23 protein-coding genes are annotated in these 24,083 nt (G+C 58.8%); 13 read left to right on the forward strand and 10 right to left on the reverse strand.

The features are described 5' to 3' along the window. Positions 1 to 111: 111 nt before the first annotated feature. A complete protein-coding gene (locus U8U68_RS01650) occupies positions 112 to 1,125 on the reverse strand; it encodes an FAD:protein FMN transferase (RefSeq protein WP_322199117.1) in 1,014 nt (337 codons plus the stop codon). Then, positions 1,122 to 1,739 (reverse strand): cytidylate kinase-like family protein, encoded by a 618-nt coding sequence (locus U8U68_RS01655; RefSeq protein ID WP_322199118.1) that lies wholly within the window; start codon positions 1,737 to 1,739, stop codon positions 1,122 to 1,124. Before U8U68_RS01655 ends, U8U68_RS01650 begins: the two co-directional genes overlap by 4 nt. Positions 1,740 to 2,458: 719 nt before the next feature. Here U8U68_RS01655 and U8U68_RS01660 point away from each other — a divergent pair. The 9 genes from U8U68_RS01660 (at position 2,459) to recD2 (ending at position 12,650) form a co-directional block, all read left to right on the forward strand. Next, on the forward strand, positions 2,459 to 3,307 hold the full coding sequence (locus U8U68_RS01660) for a phosphoribosylaminoimidazolesuccinocarboxamide synthase (protein WP_322199119.1): 849 nt from the start codon (positions 2,459 to 2,461) through the stop codon (positions 3,305 to 3,307). A gap of 11 nt (positions 3,308 to 3,318) precedes the next feature. Then, complete coding sequence (dtd, locus tag U8U68_RS01665) at positions 3,319 to 3,765, forward strand: D-aminoacyl-tRNA deacylase (RefSeq protein WP_322199120.1); 447 nt, start codon at positions 3,319 to 3,321, stop codon at positions 3,763 to 3,765. A gap of 57 nt (positions 3,766 to 3,822) precedes the next feature. Next, positions 3,823 to 4,725: an acyltransferase domain-containing protein gene (locus U8U68_RS01670; protein WP_322199121.1), complete on the forward strand. Its 903-nt coding sequence runs from the start codon at positions 3,823 to 3,825 to the stop codon at positions 4,723 to 4,725. Positions 4,726 to 5,274: 549 nt separating this feature from the next. Continuing rightward, the gene (locus U8U68_RS01675; RefSeq protein ID WP_322199122.1) at positions 5,275 to 6,567 is read left to right on the forward strand and encodes a peptidoglycan-binding protein; all 1,293 of its coding nucleotides are present in this window, start codon (positions 5,275 to 5,277) and stop codon (positions 6,565 to 6,567) included. A 165-nt stretch (positions 6,568 to 6,732) separates the two neighbouring features. Further along, positions 6,733 to 8,109: an MATE family efflux transporter gene (locus tag U8U68_RS01680; RefSeq protein WP_322199123.1), complete on the forward strand. Its 1,377-nt coding sequence runs from the start codon at positions 6,733 to 6,735 to the stop codon at positions 8,107 to 8,109. Next, on the forward strand, positions 8,096 to 9,061 hold the full coding sequence (locus U8U68_RS01685; RefSeq protein ID WP_322199124.1) for a DMT family transporter: 966 nt from the start codon (positions 8,096 to 8,098) through the stop codon (positions 9,059 to 9,061). The genes U8U68_RS01680 and U8U68_RS01685 overlap by 14 nt, the downstream gene beginning before the upstream one ends. Before the next feature lie 163 nt (positions 9,062 to 9,224). Beyond that, positions 9,225 to 9,932 carry a glucosamine-6-phosphate deaminase gene (gene nagB / locus U8U68_RS01690; protein ID WP_322199125.1) on the forward strand — a complete coding sequence of 236 codons (708 nt, stop codon included), beginning with the start codon at positions 9,225 to 9,227 and terminating at the stop codon, positions 9,930 to 9,932. A gap of 77 nt (positions 9,933 to 10,009) precedes the next feature. Then, a complete protein-coding gene (locus U8U68_RS01695) occupies positions 10,010 to 10,360 on the forward strand; it encodes a hypothetical protein (protein WP_322199126.1) in 351 nt (116 codons plus the stop codon). Between the two features lie 58 nt (positions 10,361 to 10,418). Next, positions 10,419 to 12,650, forward strand: a complete 2,232-nt coding sequence (gene recD2, locus U8U68_RS01700; protein ID WP_322199127.1) for an SF1B family DNA helicase RecD2 — start codon at positions 10,419 to 10,421, stop codon at positions 12,648 to 12,650. On the opposite strand, the gene U8U68_RS01705 is transcribed toward recD2, so the two are convergent. The 8 genes from U8U68_RS01705 to U8U68_RS01740 form a co-directional block, all read right to left on the reverse strand. Next, positions 12,624 to 12,920, reverse strand: a complete 297-nt coding sequence (locus tag U8U68_RS01705; protein ID WP_322199128.1) for an MGMT family protein — start codon at positions 12,918 to 12,920, stop codon at positions 12,624 to 12,626. The two genes, recD2 and U8U68_RS01705, sit on opposite strands and share 27 nt — an antisense overlap. Before the next feature lie 149 nt (positions 12,921 to 13,069). Next, on the reverse strand, positions 13,070 to 14,038 hold the full coding sequence (locus U8U68_RS01710) for a Gfo/Idh/MocA family protein (protein ID WP_322199129.1): 969 nt from the start codon (positions 14,036 to 14,038) through the stop codon (positions 13,070 to 13,072). Positions 14,039 to 14,199: 161 nt separating this feature from the next. Next, entirely contained in the window at positions 14,200 to 15,984 is a 1,785-nt protein-coding gene (locus tag U8U68_RS01715) for an L-fucose isomerase (RefSeq protein ID WP_322199130.1), read from the reverse strand. A 113-nt stretch (positions 15,985 to 16,097) separates the two neighbouring features. After that, positions 16,098 to 16,802: a class II aldolase/adducin family protein gene (locus U8U68_RS01720; RefSeq protein ID WP_322199131.1), complete on the reverse strand. Its 705-nt coding sequence runs from the start codon at positions 16,800 to 16,802 to the stop codon at positions 16,098 to 16,100. 139 nt (positions 16,803 to 16,941) lie between these two features. Further along, positions 16,942 to 17,496 carry a DUF2441 domain-containing protein gene (locus tag U8U68_RS01725; RefSeq protein ID WP_322199132.1) on the reverse strand — a complete coding sequence of 185 codons (555 nt, stop codon included), beginning with the start codon at positions 17,494 to 17,496 and terminating at the stop codon, positions 16,942 to 16,944. Between the two features lie 217 nt (positions 17,497 to 17,713). Continuing rightward, a complete protein-coding gene (locus U8U68_RS01730) occupies positions 17,714 to 18,037 on the reverse strand; it encodes a hypothetical protein (RefSeq protein ID WP_322199133.1) in 324 nt (107 codons plus the stop codon). 440 nt (positions 18,038 to 18,477) lie between these two features. Then, positions 18,478 to 19,185 carry a TM2 domain-containing protein gene (locus U8U68_RS01735; RefSeq protein WP_322199134.1) on the reverse strand — a complete coding sequence of 236 codons (708 nt, stop codon included), beginning with the start codon at positions 19,183 to 19,185 and terminating at the stop codon, positions 18,478 to 18,480. A 15-nt stretch (positions 19,186 to 19,200) separates the two neighbouring features. Then, positions 19,201 to 19,533 (reverse strand): TM2 domain-containing protein, encoded by a 333-nt coding sequence (locus tag U8U68_RS01740; RefSeq protein WP_322199135.1) that lies wholly within the window; start codon positions 19,531 to 19,533, stop codon positions 19,201 to 19,203. 345 nt (positions 19,534 to 19,878) lie between these two features. Between U8U68_RS01740 and U8U68_RS01745 the strand changes: the two genes are divergently transcribed. The 4 genes from U8U68_RS01745 to U8U68_RS01760 all read left to right on the forward strand — a co-directional run bounded on the left by U8U68_RS01745 (position 19,879) and on the right by U8U68_RS01760 (position 24,081). After that, the gene (locus U8U68_RS01745; protein WP_322199136.1) at positions 19,879 to 21,009 is read left to right on the forward strand and encodes a serine/threonine protein phosphatase; all 1,131 of its coding nucleotides are present in this window, start codon (positions 19,879 to 19,881) and stop codon (positions 21,007 to 21,009) included. A 374-nt stretch (positions 21,010 to 21,383) separates the two neighbouring features. Continuing rightward, positions 21,384 to 22,334 (forward strand): hypothetical protein, encoded by a 951-nt coding sequence (locus tag U8U68_RS01750; protein WP_322199137.1) that lies wholly within the window; start codon positions 21,384 to 21,386, stop codon positions 22,332 to 22,334. A gap of 288 nt (positions 22,335 to 22,622) precedes the next feature. Further along, positions 22,623 to 23,657 carry a phage major capsid protein gene (locus U8U68_RS01755; protein WP_322199138.1) on the forward strand — a complete coding sequence of 345 codons (1,035 nt, stop codon included), beginning with the start codon at positions 22,623 to 22,625 and terminating at the stop codon, positions 23,655 to 23,657. Positions 23,658 to 23,709: 52 nt separating this feature from the next. Next, complete coding sequence (locus tag U8U68_RS01760) at positions 23,710 to 24,081, forward strand: hypothetical protein (protein WP_322199139.1); 372 nt, start codon at positions 23,710 to 23,712, stop codon at positions 24,079 to 24,081. Positions 24,082 to 24,083 lie beyond the last annotated feature (2 nt).

The following is a 24,083-nucleotide window of genomic DNA, read 5'->3' on the forward strand; positions in this document are numbered from 1 at the left end:
CACGGAATGATTCTGAACGCTTTTGGCCAGCATAAAAGCTCCCCGCGGGATTTTAAGCGGGGAGCTTTCGTTTTATCCAGAATGTGGCGGGTTTGATGAAAAAAGTATGGATTATAAGGGGCTGGTAAGGGTAAACGTCTCCTTTAGGGGGCCGGTGGCGGTTATAACGCCCTTTTCGGTTACGAACACGCCCCCCGCGCCGAACGCCTCCAGAAGTTGTGTGCCTTTTTCTTGCCCCAGCACAAAGCAGGCTGTGGCCAGGCCATCGCTGAGAGCCCCGCTCTCCATGTGCCAGACAGTGACAGACACCAGCCCGCTCTGGGCAGGATATCCGGTGGCAGGGTCCAGCAGGTGGCAGTAGGTTTTGCCCTCTTGTTCGAAAAACTTTTCATAGCTGCCGGAGGTGGAAACAAAGCCGCCCTCCAGGCGCAATATCCCCAAGGAACCTACGCCCTCTGGGTCCCGGACGCTCACCTGCCAGGGGGAGCCTCCGGGTTTTTGGCCCCATAGCCCCACGCTGCCGCCCACAGCCACCACGGCGGCCTGTACGCCCTTTTCCCGGTAGCAGGCCACAGCGGCGTCGCAGGCCGCGCCTTTGCCCACGGCGCCCAGGTCTACCTGCATTCTGGCCTGCTGTAGGCTGGCGCGGCCCTCTTCCGACAGGTCCAGGGCCCGGTAGTCCACCAGGGCCAGGGCCCCGGCCAGCTCTTTTTCGTTGGGCAGGCGGGGGCTTCCGTCAAAATCCCACAGGCGGGTTAGGGGACCCAGGGTGGGGTCCAGGGCCCCGCCGCTTTTTTCACTGATGAGAAGGGTCTGCTCCAGCACAGCCGCCGCCTGGGGGGAGAGCACCACCTCGCCGCCGCCCGCCGCCTGGTTCAGCTGGGCGATGGAGCCCTGCCGCCGCCAAGAAATTTCGTTTTCCAGGGCAGCCACAGCCCCGCTGGCCTCTTGGGCGGCAGTTTCTTCCCCGCCCCATAGGCTTTGCTGCATATAGGAGCCCATGGCAAAGGTCTCCAGCCGCATGGGCTCGGGATCTTTGTGCCAGTATAGGGCCGCCGCGCCGCCCACCAGCCCGAAAAATAGGAGGCCCGCCAAAATCCGGCGGGCCGTAAACTTCTCTTTCATCGGTCCAGCTTTCGGGCGGCGTCCAGCAGCAGTTCTACCGTGTCGTCAATGCTGAATCGGGAGGTGTCGATGGAGATGTCGTAGTTTTGCAGGTCGTCCCAGCGCTTGTTGGAATAGAAGTTATAGTAATTGGCCCGCTGTTTATCCTTTTTAGTGACAAAATCGGTCGCTTTTCTTTCTTCGCAGTCCTTTTTTTCAATGGAGCGCCGGACACGGGTCTCCTTGTTGGCATGAATAAACACGTTCAGGCAGTTGGGGTGTTCCCGCAGAATATAGTCCGCGCAGCGGCCAATAACCACGCAGGGCCCTTCGGCGGCGGCTTTTTTGATAATATCGGACTGGATGATAAAGAGCTTGTCGTTAATAGGCATTTCGTTGATGCCGGGCACCCGGGCCCCAAAGGAGTAATTGCCCATGACCATGGAGTACAAAAGGCTGCTGGTGGCCTTTTCATCCGCGTGGGCGAACACTTCTTCAGAAAGGCCGCTCTGCTTGGCGGCCATGGCGATGAGGGCTTTGTCATAAAAGGGCACGTTCAGCTGGCGGGCCAGCCGCTCGCCTACCTCGTGGCCTCCGCTTCCAAACTGGCGGGAGATTGTAATGACTGGCAGCATGATGGTATCCTCCTTTTATGTTCATAAAGTATAGTAATCTGTTGCGTACAGGGCGGTTTATGGGTAATTTATCTATGTATATTATAACTCGTTTGGGGGGAAAAGTCAATATGGTTTCCATAGGATTTTTTGCCCTGGGGGCAGGGGGGATGGGGTGAAAGGAAGCGGCATAATCAAGTATTTTATGACGATATTTTGGCCTCCGGCGGCTCAGGGGCGTTGCCCCTAAGGAGCCACCACTTTTGAAAAAGTGGACAAAACGTTTGCTTTGCCGCTGCCAGAACAGCGTGCGTAAAACAACGTGTTCGGGCGCTTTCCGGGCGAAGGGAGTGTCCGAAAAGAAGAGTTTATGACAAAAGAGTGGAGTCGCACCTGCCGATGAAATCGGCTGGGTTCGGTGGGGTCAGGGCGCTCCCCAGTGGGGAGCTTTCCCCTCCGGCGGTGGAGAGTTGGCAAATAAATCCAAGTCTCCAAACCCCGCAACCTTTGAAAAGGGCGAGGGTCGCCATGTGGCAAAGAGTGGATGCTTTGCATCAACTCTCGTCCTGAGCCGACCGAAGCGGCAGCGGAGACGACGAAACTTTTCATGGCGCTCGCCGGGAGCTTGTTTTTTATCTCCTCGTTTTGGGCACTCCCCGGGCGAAAGCCCCCTTGCAAAAAATGGCGGGATACGTTATACTAGTTAAAAAATCCCACATACAGAAAGGGCGGCTATTTTTATGGAAAAGCTTATCAGCGGCAAGGTTCGGGAGGTCTACCAGGTGGCACCAGACCAGCTGGCTATTGTTACTACCGACCGGGTCTCGGCCTTTGACGTGATTCTTCCCACCCCCATTACGGACAAGGGCCGGGTCCTCAACGACCTGTCCTCCTTCTGGTTCCGCTACACCCAGGACATTGTGCCCAACCATATAATCTCCGAAAACCCGGAGGACATGCCCCCCCAGCTGCGGGGGGAGGAGTTCCAGGGGCGCACTATCCTGGTGAAAAAGCTGAAGATGCTGCCCTTTGAGTTCATTGTGCGGGGATACCTGTTCGGCTCTATGTGGAAGGCCTACCAGAAGGAGGGGGCTTTCTGCGGCACGCCCCTGCCCGACGGGATGCAGCAGGCCCAGCAGTTGGAAAAGCCCATCTTAACCCCCTCTATCAAGGCGGCCGAAGGTCATGACGTGAATGTTTCGGTGGAGTACATGGCCGAAAAGCTGGGGGCCGAAATGGCCAAAAAGCTGGAGGAGACCGCTATGGCTCTTTACCAGCGCTGCTTTGACTACGCCTATGAGCGGGGCATTATCATCGCGGACACGAAAGTAGAGTTCGGCCTGGACCAAGAGGGCCGGCTGGTGCTGGCCGACGAGGTGTTTACCCCGGACTCCAGCCGCTTCTGGAGCCGGGAGGCCTATCAGGTGGGTACATCCCCTAAAAGCTTCGACAAGCAGTTCTTGCGGGACTGGCTGACCGAAAAGGGCTTTGCGGGCCAGGACCCTGGGCCCGAAATTCCTGCCGAAGTGGCGGCGAAGACCCGGGAAAAGTACCTGGAGTGCCGGCAGAGGCTGGTTCCCCAAGCATAAGGAGGCTTCCCATGCGCGCGGTGGTGCAGCGGGCCGCCTGGGCGGCGGTAAGTATTAACGGAGGCCAGCCCCGGCAGATGGGCCCGGGTCTGGTGGTGTTTTTGGGTGTGATGAAGGGCGACGGCCTGGAAGAGGTCCGGCGCATGGCGGAAAAGATCTGGAGCCTGCGGGTGTTTTCCGATGAGGAGGGCAAGATGAACCTCTCTGTGGATCAGACAGGGGGTTCGCTGATGGTGATTTCCAATTTCACCTTGGGCACAGACTGCAAAAAGGGGCGGCGGCCCTCCTTTGACCAGGCCGCGCCCCCGGACCAGGCAGAGCCCCTTTATGAAGATTTTGTGGCCCGGGCCCAGGCCCTGGGGGCCACGGTGGTGACTGGGGAATTTGGCGCGGAGATGCGGGTACGGGTGGAGAACGACGGGCCGGTGACCCTAATATTGGATACGGACAAGCTATAGGCTGGCGCATGCTGGGCCTGGAGGCAGGGGGATTCCCTTTAAGAAAGGAAAAATACTATGAACCTAAACTTTTTGGAGAGCTTTATGGAGCGTACGGACTTTCCCCCAGAGGCTGCGGAGGTCTTTATGCAGGCCGGGGGCCAGCTGCGCCGGGGCGGCTGGGAGGAGGCCATGGACGGGGTGGTGGAATTCTTTTATGAAAACGGTTTCTCTGTGGCAACGACCCAGCCGCTTATTGACGATCTGGCCCAAAACACTGGCCTTTCCCCCTACACCTTATGGGAGCTGGCGCTGATTTTTGCCGCAGAGACCGCCCGGACCGCTTACCTGGAGCGGGGCACCAGCGAAGAGATCTTCTACGATACTTTCTGCGACCTGCGCTACAAGGCCCTGGAGTGCAAGCGGGTGAAGGGGGTATGGGGGAATTTTGTGGCTTTTTGGTACCCTATTTTCTACACCTGCGATATTGTAAAGCTGGGCCGCTTGGAATATGAAACCCGCGTGTACAACGGGCCGGCTTTTCAGGGGAAAGGTTTTTCGCTAATGCCTGGGGACCGGGTGAAGAGCATCCATATTCCCTCCAGTGGGGAGCCCTTTGACCAGCGGGCCCGGCTGGAATCTTACCGGAAAGCCTATCAATTCTTTCAAGAAGAGTTGGCGGGCGGGCCATTGGTGTGCATGTGCCATTCCTGGCTTTTATACCCCGAGTACCGGAATGTGCTGCCGGAGGGGTCCAATATCCTAAGCTTTATGGAGGATTTCCACATTCTAAAGGTAGAGGACAGCCCGATGGATGACGCGTGGCGGGTGTTTGGTGCGTCCGGGGAGGGGCCCGCAGAACACTGGCCCCAAGAAACCCGGATGCAGCGGGCGTTCCGGTCCCACGTGCTGGCCGGGGGAAAAACCGGCAGTGCCCTGGGCGTGCTGGCTTTTGACGGGGAAAAACTGCTGTATAGCTAGGGCTTGTTTGAAAATAGAGGAAATGACGGATTTTTGTCCAGAATCGGCCAGCTTCAAGGAAAAAACCGCAAGGAATCCTTGCGTATTACGAGGATTTTCGACCCAGAAGATGACCCCTTCTGGGCAAAAAGACAGTGTTTTCGATTTTTCAAACAAGCCCTAACCCGGTTCAAAAGAGGTATTTCACCTCTTTTGAACCGGGCAGCTTTGCTGCCCAGCTTAAAAATCGGCATGTACTGATTTTTAAGTGCGTTTACTATAAGGGAGCGTCTGGGGCTGTGGCCCGGCCCTGTCATAATACGGGCTGAAGTACCGTGCATCAGTTTTTTGCGCCTATCTGCATTTTGCGGGTGGGCGCTGGTTTTTTCAGAAAATAATTAGCTTCTTGAAATGGTGGGATAAACAGCCGGGCCATCCTGGCGGGCCCGCCCTTTTTCGCCAAATCCCTTGCATTCTATCCATGGGTTTGTTATAATAAAAAAGTATTTGCGAACGCGCCCTTATGGGGCGGTTTTTGGCGAGAACTACAGAAAGCGAGCGATTTATTTTATGAGAAAATATGTGCTAATCCTTCGTGCCCTGGCAGCGGCCCTGGCGCTGTGCCTGGTCTGCGGGTCCCTGGGGGCCTGCTCCCAGGTGAACGACCTGGTTTCCGGCGTGGCCGCCGGAGAGTTTCCCGTGGAGGTGGACGGGGTGACCATTCATGCCAAGCCTCAGCGGGTGGCAGTGCTCTCCCCCAGCTTGGCGGACGTGGTGCTGGCCTTGGGCTGTGAGACCCAGCTGGCCGGCGGGGCCCAGGACTGCACCCAGCAGGAGCTTCGGGACATGCAAAAGGTGGACCCTGCCGACGCCCAGGCGGTCGCGGGTCTAAACCCGGACCTGGTGCTGCTGGACCCTTCCAGCGCCGGAGCGGAACAGGCCCTGCGGGACGCGGGCTGCGTGGTGCTGAATGTGGCCCCCGCGGTGGACCGCAGAGACTACGAGCGGCTGTTCGCCCAGGTCTCTACAGCCCTGAACGGCGGTGGACCTGGCTATGACCAGGGGATTGCGGCGGCACAAAATGTTTTTACCACCCTGGACGACATTAACCGCCTGGTGCCCGGGGACCGGGTGACCACGGCCTGTTATTTATACGACCTAAACGGCCAGGGCGTTACCGGTGATATGCTGGGGAGCACCATTATGACCTATTCTGGCGTGACCAACGCCTTTAAGAGCCTGACCGGCGGCCAGTATGACTACGACTCCCTGCGGGTCTCCAACCCAGACTTCATTTTCTGCGCCCCAGGGATTAAGGCCGAGCTGGAGAGTGACAGCCGCTTTTCCGCTTTTCAGGCCGTGCGGGAGGGCAACGTGGTGGAGCTGGAGCCCAGGCTGATGGAGTGGCAGGGCCGTACGATTGTGGAGTGCGCCCTGGAGATATGCGGCAAAGCCTTTCCAGAGCTGCTGGAGGAGAATTCTATGAAGGTGACAGACCCCACGGAGAGCATTGATTCGGCGGTGAGCTCGGCCTTGGCCAGCCCGCAGCCAGAGGATGACCCTCAATATGAGACCCTGGAAGAGGGAGATCAGGGGGACCAGGTGCTGGCTATGCAGAGCCGCCTGGACCGGCTGGGGTATCTGGACACAGACTATGACGGACATTTTGGAGAGTATACTGCCAGCTGCCTACGGGACTTTCAGCGGGAAAACGGTCTGGAAGCCACCGGTGTGGCGGACCCTGCCACCCAGCGGGCGCTGTTTGCCGACTCGGCCAAGGCCAAGCCCAGCGGGGACGCCAGCGGGAGCAGTGAGGAAGACGGAAGCCAAGATAGCGGTAGCTCGGAGGATGAGGGCGAGTAGGACGGCGGGGCAAAAGACGTTCAGGGGAAGCGGCCCCTGCTCTAGTTTGGCTGGAAAGCGCTGGGATAAGACGGCGCGGACCTGTACTTTACCGCCCCTTTTATCGCTCTTTCCCCGGGCAATGTACCGGCCTTGAGACACGGTATATCTATGAGGAGACATATTATGGCAATTTTTACCAAGGACAAGTCCTTTTACAGGACCCTTGTGGCTTTGGCCATCCCGATTTCTTTACAAAATCTCATTACCTTCGCGGTGGGGTTTGCCGATAATCTGATGATCGGACGGCTGGGAGACGACGCTATTTCCGGCGTGTATGTGGGCAACCAGCTTCAGACTGTGGTGCAAATGTTCATTGGCGGCATTGAGGGGGCCATTCTCATCCTTTCGGCCCAGTACTGGGGCAAAAAGGACAGTGACAGTATCCGCAAAGTAGTCTCTATTGGGGTGCGGGCGGCCTTTGTGGTGGGCCTGGCCTTTACCCTGGCGGGGGGGCTGTTTCCCGGGGCCATTATCGGCATTTTTACCAAAGACCCCGGCGTGCTGCAAGAAGGCGCGGCCTACCTACAAATTGTGGGCTTTACTTATCTGTTTTTCAGCGTCTCCCAGGTGATGATTGCCGCTATGCGCAGTGTGGAGACCGCTAAAATCGGCCTGTACATCTCCATTATGGCCCTGGTGGTAAATGTGGGCCTGAACTATGTGCTAATTTTTGGTAAGCTGGGCCTGCCCGCCCTGGGGGTGCGGGGTGCGGCGGTGGCCACGCTGATCTCCCGGATACTGGAAATGTCCGTCAGCCTGGGGTATGTGCTGTGGGTAGATAAGAAGCTGCGCTTCTCCTTTCGGGACCTGTTGGGCACAGACCGCCAGCTGCTAAAGGACTTTTTGCGCTATGGCCTGCCGGTGATTGGCGGGCAGGTGGTGTGGTCGTTTAATATGCTGGCAAATACCAAGATTATGGGCTTTTACAGCGCCGGGGTTATGGCCGCCGTAAGCATTACCGGAATGCTGCACAACCTGATTTATGTATGGATGAACGGCCTGTCCTCTGCGGTGGGGATTATCACAGGAAAAACGGTGGGGGCTGGCCAGTATGAAAAAATGAAGGAGTATGCCAAGACCGTGCAGGCCATCTTCCTGGTGGTGGGGCTGGTTTCCGGGGGGCTGATACTGCTGTTCCGGGACGGCTTTATTGGCCTGTACAACGCTACCCCAGAGGCCAGAGGCTACTCGTACCAGTTTATCAACGTAATCTCCGTCACGATTGTGGGCACCTGCTACCAGGCGGCATGTCTGTTTGGTCTGGTGAAGTCCGGGGGAGACATCTCCTTTGTGTTCAAAAACGATACCATCTTCGTGTTCCTGGTGGTAATTCCCTCGGCCCTAGTGGCCTGGTGGCTGGGTGCAGCCCCATGGATAGTGTTCGCGTGCCTAAAGTGTGACCAGATATTGAAGTGTTTTGTGGCTGTGGTAAAGATTAACCGCTACAATTGGATGAAGAACCTGACCCGGGAAACGGAGCCTGCCCATGAGCAGGGCTAAGGGTCTGGGAGCCGGGCTGCTGGTTCTGACGGCGCTGATTTGGGGTACGGCTTTTGTGGCCCAGAGCATGGGCATGGACCATGTGGGCCCCTGCGCCTTTAACGCTGCCCGAAACTTTATTGGCTGCGCTGCCCTGCTGCCAGTGATTTTTGTGAGCGGCCGCCGCAGGACCGGAGCCCTGGAAAAAAGCGGGGCAAAGGCCCCTTCGGCCGCCTCCTTTGCCTGGAGAAATCCGGTGCTGTTGACAGGGGGTGTGCTGTGTGGGCTGTTTTTGGGAGTGGCCAGTCTTTTGCAGCAGGCGGGCTTGCAGTCTACCGGGGCGGGGAAAGCTGGATTTTTGACCTCTCTGTACATTGTGCTGGTGCCGGTGCTGGGCATCTTCTTGGGCCGCAGGGCTGGGGGAAAGGTCTGGCTGGCGGTGGCTCTGGCCTTGGCAGGAGCGTACTTTCTTAGTGTGGCCGGAAACGAAGGGGCCTGGGGAATGGGCCTGGGAGACGCCCTGGTGCTGGCCAGTGCGGTGTTCTTCTCCTTCCATATTTTGGTGATTGACCGCTTTTCCCCCCGGGTGGACTGTGTAAAGCTCTCTTGCATCCAGTTTTTTGTGGCGGGGCTGCTCTCTGCTGTGCTGGCCATAGCGCTGGAGAGCGGCAGCTTCTATTGGCAAGATCTGTTGGCCAGCTGGGGGCCCCTGCTGTATACAGGCGTGCTGTCCAGCGGGGTGGCGTACACCTTGCAGATTGTGGGGCAGAAGCGGGTGGAGCCCACGGTGGCCTCCCTCATTATGAGCCTGGAGTCCGTGTTCGCGGCGGTTTCCGGGTGGCTGGTGCTGGGCCAGCCCCTTTCAGGCCGGGAACTGCTGGGCTGTGGGCTGGTATTTGCGGGAGTAGTTCTGGCCCAGATAGGCGGACAGAGGGAACCCAAAAGTGAGCTGGGCCCTAAAGAAGGCCAGTGAGAGGGAAGGATAAAGGCCGCTGCTGGCGGATGTTCTGAACCGACCGGGCGGCGGGTGAAAGGGCCCCCTGGCGGAGCCCCGTATGCTTACGCTTTTTTGCTATGTGGGGCGCGGCTGTTTCGCGCCTGCAAAATAAATATCTCCTAATAGAAAGGAAAAGATCATGAGAATCATCAAGGTGGACAGCTACGACAAAATGAGCGCCCTGGCGGCAGACATCATCGGCGCGCAGGTGCTGCTAAAGCCCCGCTGCGTGCTAGGCCTTGCCACAGGCTCTTCGCCTATTGGGACCTACCAGAGGCTGGCTGCGGCCTGCCGGGAGGGACGGCTGGATTTTTCCCAGGTGCGCACTGTAAACCTGGACGAGTACTGCGGCTTGGACGCTGTCAACCCCCAGAGTTACCGGTATTTTATGGATAGCAATCTCTTTGGCCAGGTGAATGTGAACCCAGAGAACACTTTTTTGCCAAACGGTACGGCGGCGGATATGGAGGCGGAGTGCGCCCGGTACGAGGCCCTGGTAGAGGGCCTGGGCTGGCCGGACTTGCAGCTGCTGGGCATTGGGCACAACGGGCACATTGGCTTTAATGAGCCGGACAGCGCCTTTGCCCCCCGGGTGCACACCGTCCAGCTGACAGAGAGCACCATAGCGGCCAATTCCCGGCTGTTTGACCGGAAAGAGGATGTGCCCACCCAGGCGGTGACCATGGGCATTGGCACCATTATGAAAGCTAAGCGGGTGCTGCTTATTGCCGGGGCGGACAAGAAGGAGATTGTGGAAAAGGCCTTTTATGGGCCGGTAGCCCCGGAAGTGCCCGCCTCGGTTTTGCAGCTGCACCGGGATGTGACAGTAATTTTAAGCGAGAACTAAGCGCCAGCCCCAAACCCCCACAGCCATTCACCTTACACGCTTTTGCCGCATAGCATGGAAAGAGCGAGGTGGTGTACGTGAATGTAGTGTTTTATGTGGCGGGTATGGCACTGATGGTACTGGGTGCGGTGGAGCTAATTCGCACTTTGGTTTTTTGGTGGCACAGGCCCGGCGGGCCCGGGGGAAGCAAAAAGGAGGGGCGGCTGGTCCTGCTGGTATTGCCGGATGGCGAGGAGGACTGCGAGGCCATGGTGCGGGTGGCCGCGGAGCGGGTGAACTGGATGTCCCTGCGGCCCCCCTGCCGCCTGGTTTGCCTGGAGTTTCCGCAGACCAGGGAAGTGCTGGACCGGCTTAGCTGGGATATGCCCGGCCTGGAGCGCTGCACCCCAGACCGTTTGGCAGAGGTCCTGCTGGACCCGGAGAAGTAAGTATAGTGTGTGAACCCATACTGCGCACACGGTTTTTTTGGGAGGGGAGGGAGACACTGTGGAAGGCCTTTTGGAGCTGTACGGCGAAGTGGAGCAGGTGGTGTACCGCAATGAGAATAATCAATATACTGTGCTGCAAATGCTTAGTGGGGACGATATGGTCACTGTGGTGGGCTCTTTTCCCATGGTGGGCGCCGGGGAAGAACTGCGGGTGTATGGAAGGTGGGAGTCCCACGCGGCATACGGGCCTCAGTTCCGGGCCGAGGCATTTCAGCGGGACCGGCCCGCCACCACTGGGGCCATGCTGAAGTACCTGGCCTCCGGGGCTATTCGGGGGGTGGGCCCGGCGCTGGCCGCCCGTATTGTGGAGGCCTTTGGGGTAAACGCTTTGGAGGTTATTGAGGAGGACCCGGAGCGCCTGGCCCAGGTAAAAGGCATTACCCAGCAAAAGGCCCTGGAAATTAGCGAAGAGCTCCGGCGGGTCAACGGGGTGCGGGAGCTGATGGCGTACCTGGGGGAGTTTGGCGTGGCCCCAGAAAGCGCCCTGCTGGTTTGGAAGCAGTATGGAGAGGAGTCCATTGGCTGTGTGCAGGAAGAGCCCTACCTGCTGTGCGCCCCGGAGATTGGCCTAAGCTTTGGGATAGCGGACTCGGTGGCCCAGTCTATGGAGTGCCCCCCGGACGACATAGGCCGGGTAATGGCCGGGGTTCTCTATGTGCTAAGGCACAACCTGGACAACGGCCACACCTGCCTGCCCAAAGACCGGCTTTTTGTTACTGCGGCTAAGATGCTGGGGGTACACCAGGAGCTGGTGGAAGAGGCGGTGGACAACCTTTTGGGCAATTTTCAGCTGATGGAAGAGGAAATGGGGGGCAAGCGGACCTGCTTTCTTCAGCAGCAGCATATTTGCGAAGAGTACATTGCCGGGCGGATGCGGGCTATGCTGGCCTCGCCGGCGGTGCGTCTGCCTGGGGCCAGCGTGCAGATCGGCCTGATTGAGGAGCGCCAGGGAATCCGCTACGCGGACAAGCAGCGGGCGGCCATTCAGGCAGCCATGGAACAGGGGATTCTCATCCTTACCGGGGGCCCGGGCACAGGCAAGACCACTACCCTGAACGCGATGATTCACATTCTAAAGCTGGCGGGGGAGCGGGTGCTTTTGGCTGCGCCCACGGGCCGTGCCGCCAAGCGCATGAGCGAACTGACCGGCCAGGAGGCAAAGACCATTCACAGGATGCTGCAAGTGGAGTGGGACGAGCTGGATAACCCGGTGTTCAACCGTAATGAGCGCAATCCCCTGGAGTGCGAATGCCTGGTGATTGACGAAATGTCCATGGTGGACGCCTACCTATTCGAGAGTGTGCTGCGGGCCCTGCCCCTGGGCTGCCGGCTGATTTTGGTGGGAGACAGCGACCAGCTGCCCTCGGTGGGGGCGGGCAATGTGCTGGGGGACCTGATTGCCTCCGGGATGTTCCCCACAGTGCAGCTGCGGGAGATTTTCCGCCAGTCGATGGAAAGTCTAATTGTTACCAGCGCCCACAGGATTGTGGAGGGCCGGCGGCCTGAGCTGAACCGGCACAACAGCGACTTTTTCTTCTTGCGGGGCGCGGAGCCCACGGCCGCCCAGGAATTGGTAACAGACCTATGCAGCAGGCGGCTGCCCAAAAGCTATGGATACTCTCCGGTGGAGGACATCCAGGTCCTGTGTCCCAGCCGGAAAGGGGAACTGGGCACCGTGGAGCTGAACAAGCTGCTGCGGGAGGCGATTAATCCCCCGGCCCCGGACAAGCCCCAGGTGAAGGTGGGGGGGCAGCTGTTCCGGCTGGGAGACAAGGTGATGCAGGTGCGCAATGACTATAACCTGCCCTGGTCCCGGGATGACGAGACAGAGGGCCAGGGGGTTTTTAACGGGGATATGGGGGTGGTTACCTCCATTGACAAGCCGGGCGGGGCGCTGACAGTGCGCATTGACGACAAAAATGTCCTTTATGACCTGGAACACGCCGCCCAGGAGCTGGAGCCCGCCTATGCGGTGACGGTGCACAAGAGCCAGGGCAATGAGTTTACGGCAGTGGTGATGCCCCTTTTGAAGGTACCAGGGCAGCTGCGGTACCGAAACCTGCTGTATACTGGGGTGACCAGGGCCAAAAAGCTGCTGATTCTTACCGGTGAGCCGGCAGTGCTGGACGAGATGATTGCCAATAATAAAAAGACCCGGCGGTACACCGGGCTGCTGTGGTTTTTGCGGCGGGATGGGGAAGCGTTAGGGCGCCCAGCGGCAGAGCTTTAGGTTCACGTGGGCGGAATCCTTCATGGGAACACCCTCTGCTGCTAAAAGCGCGGCCTGCTCTGTCCAGCCGGGGGCCAGGCGGCCGCTGTGGTCCACTACCCGGTGGCAGGGGAAGTCGCCGTAGAGCATAGCGTGGCGCAGCACCCGGCCCACCAGCCGGCCCCCCCGAGGGTGGCCGGAGAGAGCGGCGACCTGGCCGTAGGTGGCCACTTGGCCGGAAGGGATTTCGGCGACAATGGAGAGGATTTCGTAGGCCAGCTGGTCGTTCATGAAAATACCTTCTTTCACAAAAGATGAGGCAGGGAAGAGGAGTACGAAGCTGCGGAATGCGACGCTGCCTGCTCCCGCATATTTTTGGCTCTGCTTTACATAGAAGCGTCCCGAAGGGCCTGGCCCCCCGGGACGCTGTTCTTTTTTTCTTAGAACTGGTACTTTTCGCCCGTGCGGCAGGACTGGTACGCGCCCACCATCAGCCGGGTTAGAGCTAGGGCGTCGTCCAAGCCATTGGGGGCCTCGCCGCCCTCTGTGACCGCGTCTATCCACGCGTCAATGGGCATGGGATCCGGGGCGGGCAGGTCCTTTTGCTCCACCACCTGGCCCTTGGTTTCCCGGCTGCTGTATTCCAACGCGCCATTGTGTACCATCAGCGAACCCTGGGTGCCGCTGACCTCCAGCACGTAGTTATTGCCCTCGGAGACAAAGCCGGTTTCGGACACGCCGATGGCCCCGCTGGCAAACTCCAGCACGGAGACGGCGTTGTCCTCTACGGGCTTGCCGGTGACCTGGGTGAACATGGAAACGATGGATTTGGGCTCGCCCATTAGCCAGTGCAGGGTGTACATGGGGTGGGCACCCAGATCCATCATAGCCCCGCCGCCGGTTTGGGCCGCGTCGTAGAAGTGGGGGGGCAGCCAGTCGGCGCTGCTTCCGTTGTGGACATTGCGCACCCGGGCATAGGTGATCTGCCCCAGCTGGCCGCTTTGGGCCAGGGTTTTGGCGGCTTTTAGGGCGGGCCAGGTCTTGTGAGGATAGGAAATGGTAAATTTTACCCCGCTGGCCCGAACGGCAGCGGCGATTTCTTCGGCCTCCTCGTTGGAGAAAGCCAGAACCTTCTCGGTGAAAATGTGCTTTTTGGCTTTGGCGGCGGCCAGCAGCACAGAGGTATGCTGGCTGGTGGCTGTGGTAACCTGGATGCCCTCAATACTGGGATCGGCCCAGATGGCTTCCAGGTCGGGCTGAAAGGGAATGCCCAGTTTTTGGGCGGTTTCCTGGCCCCGGGCGGGGTCGTCGTCCCAAAGGCAGCAGAGTTGAGCTTTGGGGTTTTTCTGGATGGCCTGGGCATACTCCATAGTATGTACGTGCCAAGCACCAATGGCGGCTATTTTCATAGGGCAGGACCTCCTTAAAAAGATAATAGAACGAGAAGATGATAGAAAAGAGAAAATGCCAAGCGGAAGAGGGGGCCTGGGGGAAACTTGCTGCCCCCGGCGGGGGGTGGGACGACGTCCCACGGTCTTGACCTAAAAAGGCGGCGCGGCAGGATTCTGTTTTACTGGTACAGCGGGCCGTAGATCTGGCAGGCCCGGTAGTCGGCGCTTTGGGCGTCCTCTGTGCCAAAGGCGGCCCAGGCATGGGGCCGGAACAGCTTTTCCGCCTCCACATTATGCATATTTACCGGAATGCGCAGCATGGAAGCCAATGTAATTAGCTCGGCCCCCACGTGGCCGTACACCGTAACCCCGTGGTTAGCGCCCCAATTGGCCATAACGCTGTACACATCGGCAAAAGCCCCCTGGCCCGTAAGCCGGGGCACAAACCAGGTGGTGGGCCAGCTGGGGTCTGTGCGCTTGTCAATGACCGCGTGAATTTCGTCCGGCAGGTCCGCGGTCCAGCCCTCGGCCAGCTGCAAGACCGGGCCGATGCCGTCCACTACGTTGACCCGCAGCATGGTCACAGGCATTTCCGCGTGGCATCTAAAGTGGCTGGAGAACCCGCCTCCCCGGAAGTACTCATAGTTGGCCCGGCACCAGTCTGTGGCCGCCAGGCACGCGGTCACATCCTCCTCTGTCATGTCCCAGAAGGGCTTCATGCAGCCAAGTCCCTGGGAGTTTTTGGCCGCGCCCGAGCCATCCAGGGCGGTAGCGCCGGAGTTGATGAGATGAATAAAGCCGTTTTTTGCCACGCCCTCCGGCTTTCGCCCGGTGACCCGCTGGCAGGCCTCTGGGCTCCAGTAGGTGCGCACGTCATGGAAGCAGGGGGCCGTGTTGCTGATCAGGGACCCCAGCATCATGGCCACGCCGTTAAGGGTATCATTTTCTGTGGCAAAGGGTGTGGGAGTCTTGGGGCCGTTCCAGTCAAAGGTAGAGGCCATAATGGCCTCGGTAAAGTCCGCGTTGGGCAGCCAGTCGGTCCACTGGCGCTGGCCCTGGAAGCCCCCGGCCACCGCGTTTTTGCCCAGGGCCTCTTCGTGCCAGCCCAGCTCTGCCAGTTTGGGGTTACCAAAAAGGATGTCCCGGACAATGATGGACATTTTGGCAATGAACTCCCAATCCTGGTCCGGGGGAACGACCTTAGACCGGGTGATGATTTCCGGCAGGTTTTTGCCGCGGTTTAGGTCAAAGCCTTCGGGACAGTTTGCTTTGATCCAGCCCAGGGCCTTGTGGTATTCCTCTTTGTCGTAGATTTCCAGAGTGACGCGGCGCAAAATTTCGGTCATGTCCACCCACTCGGCCCGAATGCCGAAGTATTTCTGGAACATATCCGCATTGCAGTAGCTGCCCGCAATGCCCATGGCCACGCCGCCAAGATTGACATAAGATTTGTTCTTCATCCAGCCCACGGCCACCGCGCCCCGGGCAAACTTGAGGATTTTTTCCGCCACGTCGGCAGGAATAGAGCTGTCGCCCAGGTCCTGGACATCATGGCCATAGATAGAGAAAGCGGGCAGGCCCTTTTGGGCGTAGGCGGCCATCACGGCGGCCAAGTACACGGCCCCGGGGCGCTCGGTGCCGTTGAAGCCCCACACGGCCTTGATGGTGTTGGGGTCCATGTCGAAAGTCTCAGATCCATAGCACCAGCAAGGGGTAACGCTAAGGGTGGCCACAACATTTTGCGTAGCGAAGAACTGGGCGCACTGGGCGGCCTCGGCGCCGCCGCCGATGGTTCCTTGGTTGATGACGCACTGGACGGGGGTACCGTCGGGGTACTTAAGGGTAGAGCTGATCAGGGCCGCCGCCATAGTGGCCATGCCCATCGTCTGGGTTTCCAGGGCCTCGCGGACGCCGCCCCAGCGGCCGTCAATGACGGGACGGATGCCGATTTTTGGGTATTGCATGATGAAGAACCTCCTTTGCGGTTGGTTGACGGAAACAGATTATAGTTTACATAAAGTGGAAGCCGGCGAAATGCTGAATGAAGCAGAAGGATTGGGCGGCCTCTCTTTGGCCCCTACTTCTTATGCAGCAGCGGGTCCTCTGGCTGAAAGGTCTTATAACCTGGATGACGCCCGGTCACCCGGTAGTATCCCCGCAGATCGATGAGTTTTTGTATGTTCTCCCGGCTAATATCAAAGCTGCCGCCCAGAATGACCGCGTTAATGGTGATCTTTGCCCAGAGCTCCAGGCTTTCCATACGGTAAAAGGCTGTTAGCACGTCGCTGCCCACAGCCAGGGCCCCGTGGTTTTCCAGCAACATTACGTCATGCTCCTCCAGAAAGGGCTCAATGGCATCGGGCACCTCCTGGGTGGAGGGGGTACCATAGGGAGTGAGGGGCACAGAGCCCATCACCGCTACGTCCTCAATCATATTGTACATGTCCATGGCCTTGTGCGCCACCGCAAATCCGGTGGCCCCTGGCGGGTGGGCGTGGATCACGCTTTGCACATCCGGGCGCTTTTCATAGCAGCGCAGGTGCATTTTGATCTCGCTGGAAGGGCGGTAGTCTCCGCGGGCCTCTAAAACATTACCCTGGCTGTCTAAAAGCACCAGCTTGTCCGAGGTGATAAAGGACTTGCTGATGCCTGTGGGGGTGGCAAGAACGCGGCCGTCCGGCAAGCGGGCGCTAACGTTTCCATCATTTGCGGCCACCCAGCCCAGCTGCCACATTTTGTGACACACGTCACAGATGGCGGCTTTGATGCTTTCCAAATTCATTCACTTCGCTTTCTCCACAATAGTTTTTATTACTGTTATGAAATCATAGAATCACAAGGATGCCAAGGCTTATTATAATGTGCCAGGTGTGCAAAGTCAATAAAAGTTTTTCCATTGGCAGAGAAAAAGCGGGAGTGGTTTAGGGCAGATTTTGGTTGATCTCCTGGAGAATTTCCAGCACGTGGATGTCGCCAGCGGCCAGCAGCTCCTTTACCGGGGGTCCTTCTGGGCTGGGGCCGTTACGCCAGTAATTTCGGGCCCGGGCCAGGTTTTGGGCCTGGTCTGGGACGCCGTCGAAGCAGTTGCAGGCATTGCCCGCGAAGAGGCTGCCCAGAACGTGCAGACGGACGATGTGGTAGGTGGGGCGCTGACAAGGACCGGCGAAGAACTCGGCCCAGCGTTGGGCCTCCTCCAAGGTTTCAGACACATACAGGCAGGCCATGCGAGAGGGATACTGGGGGAATTCTTGCTGGCGGACTTGCTCCATAGCCAGCTCCCGCAGGGCCACGGCGGTATGGTGTTCCAGGGGGGTCCCGAGATAGCGCTGGGGGTTGGCATAAATTTCCTTCACAATATCCTGCTGGGCAGTAACCCGAGCATATACGCCGTTGTGATGGGTGCGGTCAAAACGCAGACGCTGGCCCGGGCACATGGGGCGTTCGGTGACCACGTGGTAGGCGGTATATTCTTGCATAGAATGTGCTCCTTTTTTAGTGATGCATAGCGCAAAGAGCCGCACGCAAAGGGGCGGCTCTTTGTTTTAGCGGAAATGTTGTTTTGCGGATACAGGCCCGTATACAGTTTCTTTTCTGTGGATAAGAGCCGGTGTTTTGGGGCTTGGTCATCCTTTTCTGCGCTTAGAGCCTGTTTAACATCGGTTCGCGCATGGCTTGCTAAGCTAGAGTCTATTTTCAGCCGCCGAAACAGTCTGTTTTGACCAGAAAGGGCGCTTTCAGTGCCAAAAATCCTGGAAAGGCGGCCAGCATTTCTTGGGGTTCTTCCTTGAAATCCCCGTTTCCTGGCCCAAAATTCCGCGTTTCTCTGGCTTTCAAATAGACTCCTAGCATATTTTCCGCCATAGCACCCAACTTTCGCTTGCCGGATCCTAAGACCATAAGTGGTCTAACCATAAATGGTCTAACCATAAATGAAATGGTCTGATTGGCGGCGCTCCATTTGGGCACTCTGGCGAAAAATCTAACATTGCAATGGATGCGCGCCCAGATATGAAACAAGCTCTTAGGCACCACGGGCTTTCATTTGTAGTGATTCCTTGCGGGGATCGTGTGGAGGAAAGAGGGGGTCTCTATCGATCTTGTTTGCGGATGAAAGCGGCTGGACTGGACCGGCTGGGGACGACGTATTATTTGATTACGCTAAGTAGCCGGTGGTCCGTGTCCTCCCTTGAGGCATCTCCTGGTTTTTAAGAAGAGACGAACTCTCGTTGGCCCTTCTTTATTAGTGGCTTCCACCAGGCCGGTTCACGCGTTAACTTGGGGGCAAGGTGGAGGCCGGCAAAGGTGAGGGGGCCCGCCTGGCGGGGAGCGTATTGGCGGACCCAAAGTGTTTGGGAGCATCCGAAGAGCGCGCTGGCTATGCCGGCGGACAGCACCCAGGGAGGGCGGGGCTGCGCCCGGCTCCGCGAAGGAGCGGCGACGTTAGGCTGCCGCTTGTGTTAGGGACGAAGGATAACGTTGTTTCCATCAAATTTGGGGCCGTTGGCGGAAAGAAGCATGACGCCTTCGATAAAGCCCCAGATGACGGCCGCCACAGAGGCAACCCCGCAGGTGATGAGGCCGCCCGCCAGGCACAAAACCAGCTGGATGGTGCCCCGGGTGTTGAAGCCCATATAGAAATTGTGAATGCCAAAGCATCCAAATATAATGGCCAAAAGCCCAGCGGCCAAACGGCTGCGCTGCTGGTACCCAGCGGGGGGCTCGGTATATTGGGGCTGAACCGGCGCCTGGGGCTGCTGGTAGCTTTGGGCCGTGTAATTGGGGGCTTGATAGCCGTGGTAGGCCTGAGACTGGGTGTACTGGGGCGGTTGATAGCCCTGCTGGGGCTGGCCGCCATAGTTATACTGGTTATTGTACTGGGGAGCCTGCTGCACCACTGGCTGGGGGGGGGGCTCCGGAGCGCGGGGAGGCTCTGGGAAGGTGATGGTGGGCGGAGCGGGATCTGGCTCCAAGGTGAGCTGGGGCACGGGCTTTTCATCCACAGGGGCAGCGGGCACAGGGGGGTCCCCTTCGCCTGCGGGAGCGGCAGGCTCCACAGCGGCAGGGGCCGGGGCAGGTTCTGGGGGCTGGGGTTCAGAGGCGGCGGGCGCGGGCTGCGCCGGGGTGGCCGGCTCTTGGTTTAGGTCCTTATTTTCAAAATCGCTCATAGGGCACCTCCTGGGTTAGTCTTTAAGAAATACGCCGTTGGCGTCCGTGCTAATGCGGCCATCCAGCAGCTTAACGCCGTCCAGGATGCTCCATATCTCCACCACAATGGCCCCCACGCCGCAGGTTAAAAGGGAGATGAGCAGCTGCATAAGGCCCCGGGACGTGTTGCCCAGGTAGAAGCTGTGGACACCATACACCCCCAGCAGGATGGCCAAAATGCCTGCCGCCACCCGGCTGCGCTGGGTATAGCCGGGAGGAGGGTCGATGCCTGCCTGAGGCTGGTACTGGGGCGGGTTATACATGGGCTGGCCCTGGGGCTGGTAGTTTCCGTGGTTATAGTCTGCCATAGTGATACACCTCTTTGCGTTTTCGGCGGGCCTGCCAGGCTGGTGGTGAGAGGGGGGCCCTGGGGCGCCGTCTTTGTGTCCTTATCTTAGCACGAAACCCTTTGGGAAAGCAATAGGGCGGGGGCAAAAGTAAGGGATTCTTAATTTGTAGAAAGCCTTTTGGCGGGAGTTTTGAAAAAAATTCGAAAATATTTTTATTTTTTCGGGAAAAGTTGTCTTTTAGAGAACAACTTTTGTGCTTTTTTAAGGGGTATATGAAAGGAGGTTTTAGCGGGACCGAAAAAAGCGGAGGAAGAGGAGGGACCGGATTTATCAAAACAATCAACAGGAAAGGAGCTTGAACAAGTGCTGGGTCTAAAAAAGAAGAACCGGCGGGCCGGCGGGGCCTTTGACGAGTGCGGGGCGCTGGCCACCAGCGTACAGAGCCGGCCAGCGGAAGGGGGCGTGCTGCTGCCAGCGGGCGCGGGGGAGCGGGAGCTGTACCGCAGCCTGCGGGAAGGGGTGCCCATTATTGACGCGTCTATTTACAAGCTGCGCCGGCTCATCGGCGGCTTTCAGGTGTCCTGCCCTCAGGAGCGGGCGGAGAAGAGGCTGAAGGAGTTTTTAGAGGGGATACAGGTGAACGCTGCGGGCAGCGGTATTCATGAATTCCTGGGCGTTTACCTGGAAGAGCTGGTGACCTATGGCACGGCGGTGGGCGAGATGGTGCTCTCTGGCGGGCAGGTGGCGGCCTTGTATAATGCGGGGCTGCGAAACCTGGAGCTGGAAGAGGACGGGCCCCTGGGGGTGAAGGTCTCGGTACTGGAGGAGGGGGAAAAGCGCCCCTGCCCCCACCCAGAACTGCTGCTGGTTTCGGCCCTGAACCCGGCGGCGGGGTCCCCCTGGGGGGTGTCGCTGCTGCGGGGGCTGCCCTTTGTTAGCGGGGTGCTGATGAATATCTACCGCACCCTGGGGGTGAACTGGGAACGCATGGGCAACGTACGCTTTGCGGTGACCTGCCAGCCGGAGGGCCCCCTAACAGGAGCCGGAGAGCGGGCCAGGCAGATGGCCCAGGAGTGGAAAGCTGCCATGAGCAGCCGGGAGCCCAGGGATTTTGTGGCAGTGGGAAACGTGAGTATTAAGGCTATTGGCGCGGACCACCAGATGATGGACAGCCAGGTACCGGTGCGGCAGATGCTGGAGCAGATTGTGGCCAAGCTGGGCCTGCCGCCCTTTTTGCTGGGGCTTAGCTGGTCCTCCACAGAAAGGATGTCCAGCCAGCAGGCGGACGTGCTGACCAGCGAACTGGAGGCATACCGGCGGGTACTGACCCCAGTGATACGAAAGATCTGCCGAACCTGGCTGGCCCTGGAGGGCTACCCCCAAGAGTGCGAGATAGAGTGGGAAGAGATTACCATGCAGGACGAGGTGGACCACGCCAACGCCCGGTATCTGCTGGCCAGGGCCAGGAAGCTGGAGCGAGAGCTGGAGGAATAGACGGGTAGTTTTCCGCCAGACGGCCTAGGGCTTGTTTGAAAATAGAGGAAATGACGAATTTTGGGCCAGAAGGGGACAATTTCAAGGAGAAGAACCGCCGTAGTTAGCTGCGCTAACTACGGCAATCTGGCGATTGACGAGGATTTTCGACGTAGAAAGTGGCCTCTTCTGGCAAAAAAGACGACGTTTTCGATTTTTCAAACAAGCCCTAGGGCCCCAATATATTGTAAACGCACTTGGAAGTCGGTAAAGACCGGTTTTTTTAGCAAGCGGCTGGTCCGCTGGTTCAAAAGGGTGAATGCGCTTGAAGGATTTTGCCTCTTTTGCACCGCGTGAACCAATAACGCAAAGAATGAATACGAAGGAGGATGCCTATGAATTTGAAAGAGGGACGAGTGGTGAAAGCCGCCCAGGAGCTGAGCCAAGAGGAGATGGGGGCGATCAACCGCTACACACGCCGGGCCTATGAACCCCAGGAGGTATATGTGTTTTCCCTTGTGCTGTGCGACAACCAGGTGGACCGGGATCTGGAGCGCTTTCCCAAGGAGAGCCTGGAGCGGCTGAAGGAGCTGTTTTTAGGCAAGACCTGCATTTTAGACCACGAGTGCAAAAGCGCCAACCAGACCGCCAGGATTTTCAGCACAGGGATGCGGATTTGTGAGGACCAGCGGACCAAAACCGGCGAACCCCTGGCGCAGCTTACCGCCCAGGCATACCTGCCCAGAACCAAGGGCAACGAGGAGACCATTGCCCTGATTGACGGGGGAATTTTGAAGGAGGTGAGCGTTAGCTGTAGCGTAAAGCGCCGGGTATGCAGCGTCTGCGGCCAGGAGCAATGCGCGCATGTGCCGGGCCGGGAATATGGGGGCCAGGTGGCCCACCACCTGCTCTTGGAGCCTACGGACGCCTATGAGTGCTCCTTTGTGGCAGTGCCTGCCCAGCGGGGCGCGGGGGTGACCAAACATTTTGCCGGGGAAGAAGCGGTGGACAAGCTGCTAGGCCAGGCCCAGGCGGAGGCAGTGGTGATTTCAAAAGCCCAGGCCGGGGAGATTGGCCGTAGATTCCGGGCCCTGGCGGAAAAGGCCCGCTGGGGCCAGCGCTATCGCCGGGAGCTGGAAAGGGGGGTGCTGAAGTACAGCGCCATAGTACAGCCGGAAATGCCCCGGGAGGTGATGGAGGCCACGGTAAAGGCGCTGGGCATAGAGGAGCTGGCCGCCATGGAAAAGACCTATGGCCGGATGGCGGAGAGAGCCCTGCCCCTGCGGCCCCAGCTGGCCCCAGAGCCCGGAGACCGGGAAGAGGGCAACGGGGAGTTTCGGATATAAGTGAGGACCTTTCCTTTTAGAAAGGAAGTGGCAAAAATGGAACATGACGAGGTGAAGGCGCGGGGAAAGCCGCCAGCGGCAAAGAGCTGACGCGCAAAGGGGTTACGCGGGTCTCAGGCCGGCCGGCGAGACACTGTGCCCCACGCATTTACCAGCGTGAGAAGCCTGGTCGCTCCATAGGGCGCAATACCAGCGCAGAGCGGGCGTTCCAGGGCAATTGAAAATCTTTACGGCTTTATCGTGATGAGAACACCTAAAAATTATAATTTTTTAAAGGAGAATGAACTTATGGCTTATTACGAGAATATTGGGTTGGAAAAAGGCATGTACCACACCCCGGGCAAGAGCTTTACCCAGGTGCTGGAAGAGCTGGACCGCTCGGAAAATTACCGGGGCACAGCCCTGGAGGGCCTAGACGCCTACCAGCGCCAGCTGAAGCGCTTTGCCATTAAGGTGAGCGGGCCGGACTCCGGCACAGTGGAACAGTTCTTCCAGAGCGGCGCCAGCGCCGCGCTATTCCCGGAATATGTGGCCCGAGCCGTGCGCCAGGGCATGGACAGCGTGACGAAGATTAACGACCTGGTGGCCACGGTGACCAAAATTGACGGGATAGACTACCGCACCATTGCCGCCAAAGAGGAGGCCGGCACCCAGGCCGCCGAGACCAGCACCACCCCGCTGGAGCTAGAGGGCGCCGCGCTGCCAGTTACCAATATCCGCGCCAACCAGAGTTTGGTACCTATGAAAAAGCATGGACGGATGCTGGTGAGCTCTTACGAGGCCCTGCGTTTTCAAAAGCTGGACCTGTTTACCGTGGCCCTGCGGCAGATTGGGGCGTACATTGCCACCGAGCAGCTAAACGACGCGGTGGGGGTGCTGATCAGAGGAGATGGGAGTAAGGACGGCGTGGCCTTTCTCTCAGGAGCCACCCCCAATTATGGGGATTTTATTGGCGCGTGGGCCGCGCTGGCGCCCTTTAAGCTGAACACTGTGGTGGCAGGGACCGACGCCATGCAGAAGCTTTTGCAGGTGGAGGAGTTTAAGGACGCCCAGGCTGGCATGAACTTCCAGGGCACGGGCAAGCTGTGTACACCCCTGGGCGCGAAGCTCATCCATGTGCCGGGCATGGAGAATCACAAGATCATTGCCCTGGACAAGAACGCGGCCCTGGAGATGGTGCAGTCTGGCGGGGTAGTTACAGACTGCGACAAGCTGATCGACCGGCAGCTGGAGCGGGCCGCCATTAGCGTGACCTGCGGCTTTGCCAGAATTTTTGAAGGCGCGGCCATAGGGCTAGAGATTACGGAAGCCGCAAAGGCGTAAGCAGGGTTAACCATAGGAGTTGCCGGGCGGGCGGGAGGACGAAGGGGGTTTTATGGAAATCAGCTTGGAGAACGTGCAAGAAAAATTTATACTGTACAGCGGCGAACCCATGGACGGGCAGGACCCTCGGCGGGACAAGCTTTGCGGGGAGCTGTGCCGGGAGTGCGCGGGCTGGGTGGGGCGGCGGCTGCTGCCCGGAGCAGAAGAGGGCCGGGCCGGGGAGGCCGAGAGCTGGGCCGCTGCCAGGGCCTTTTATCAGCTGACCCTGCTGGACCAGGCCACGGGGCCTATGGCTGTGGCTTCGCCAGAGCTAAAGGTGGAACTGGGAGACCGGGCCCGGCACGCCTGGGAGCTTTGTGAGGAAAAGTACCGGGCCTGCGCCGGGCTGCTGGGCTGGGACAGGTTCTATTTTGGACAGGTGTAAGG

Source organism: Acutalibacter intestini (assembly GCF_034334985.1).
In the GTDB taxonomy this organism is placed as follows: Bacteria; Bacillota; Clostridia; order Oscillospirales; family Acutalibacteraceae; genus Acutalibacter; species Acutalibacter intestini.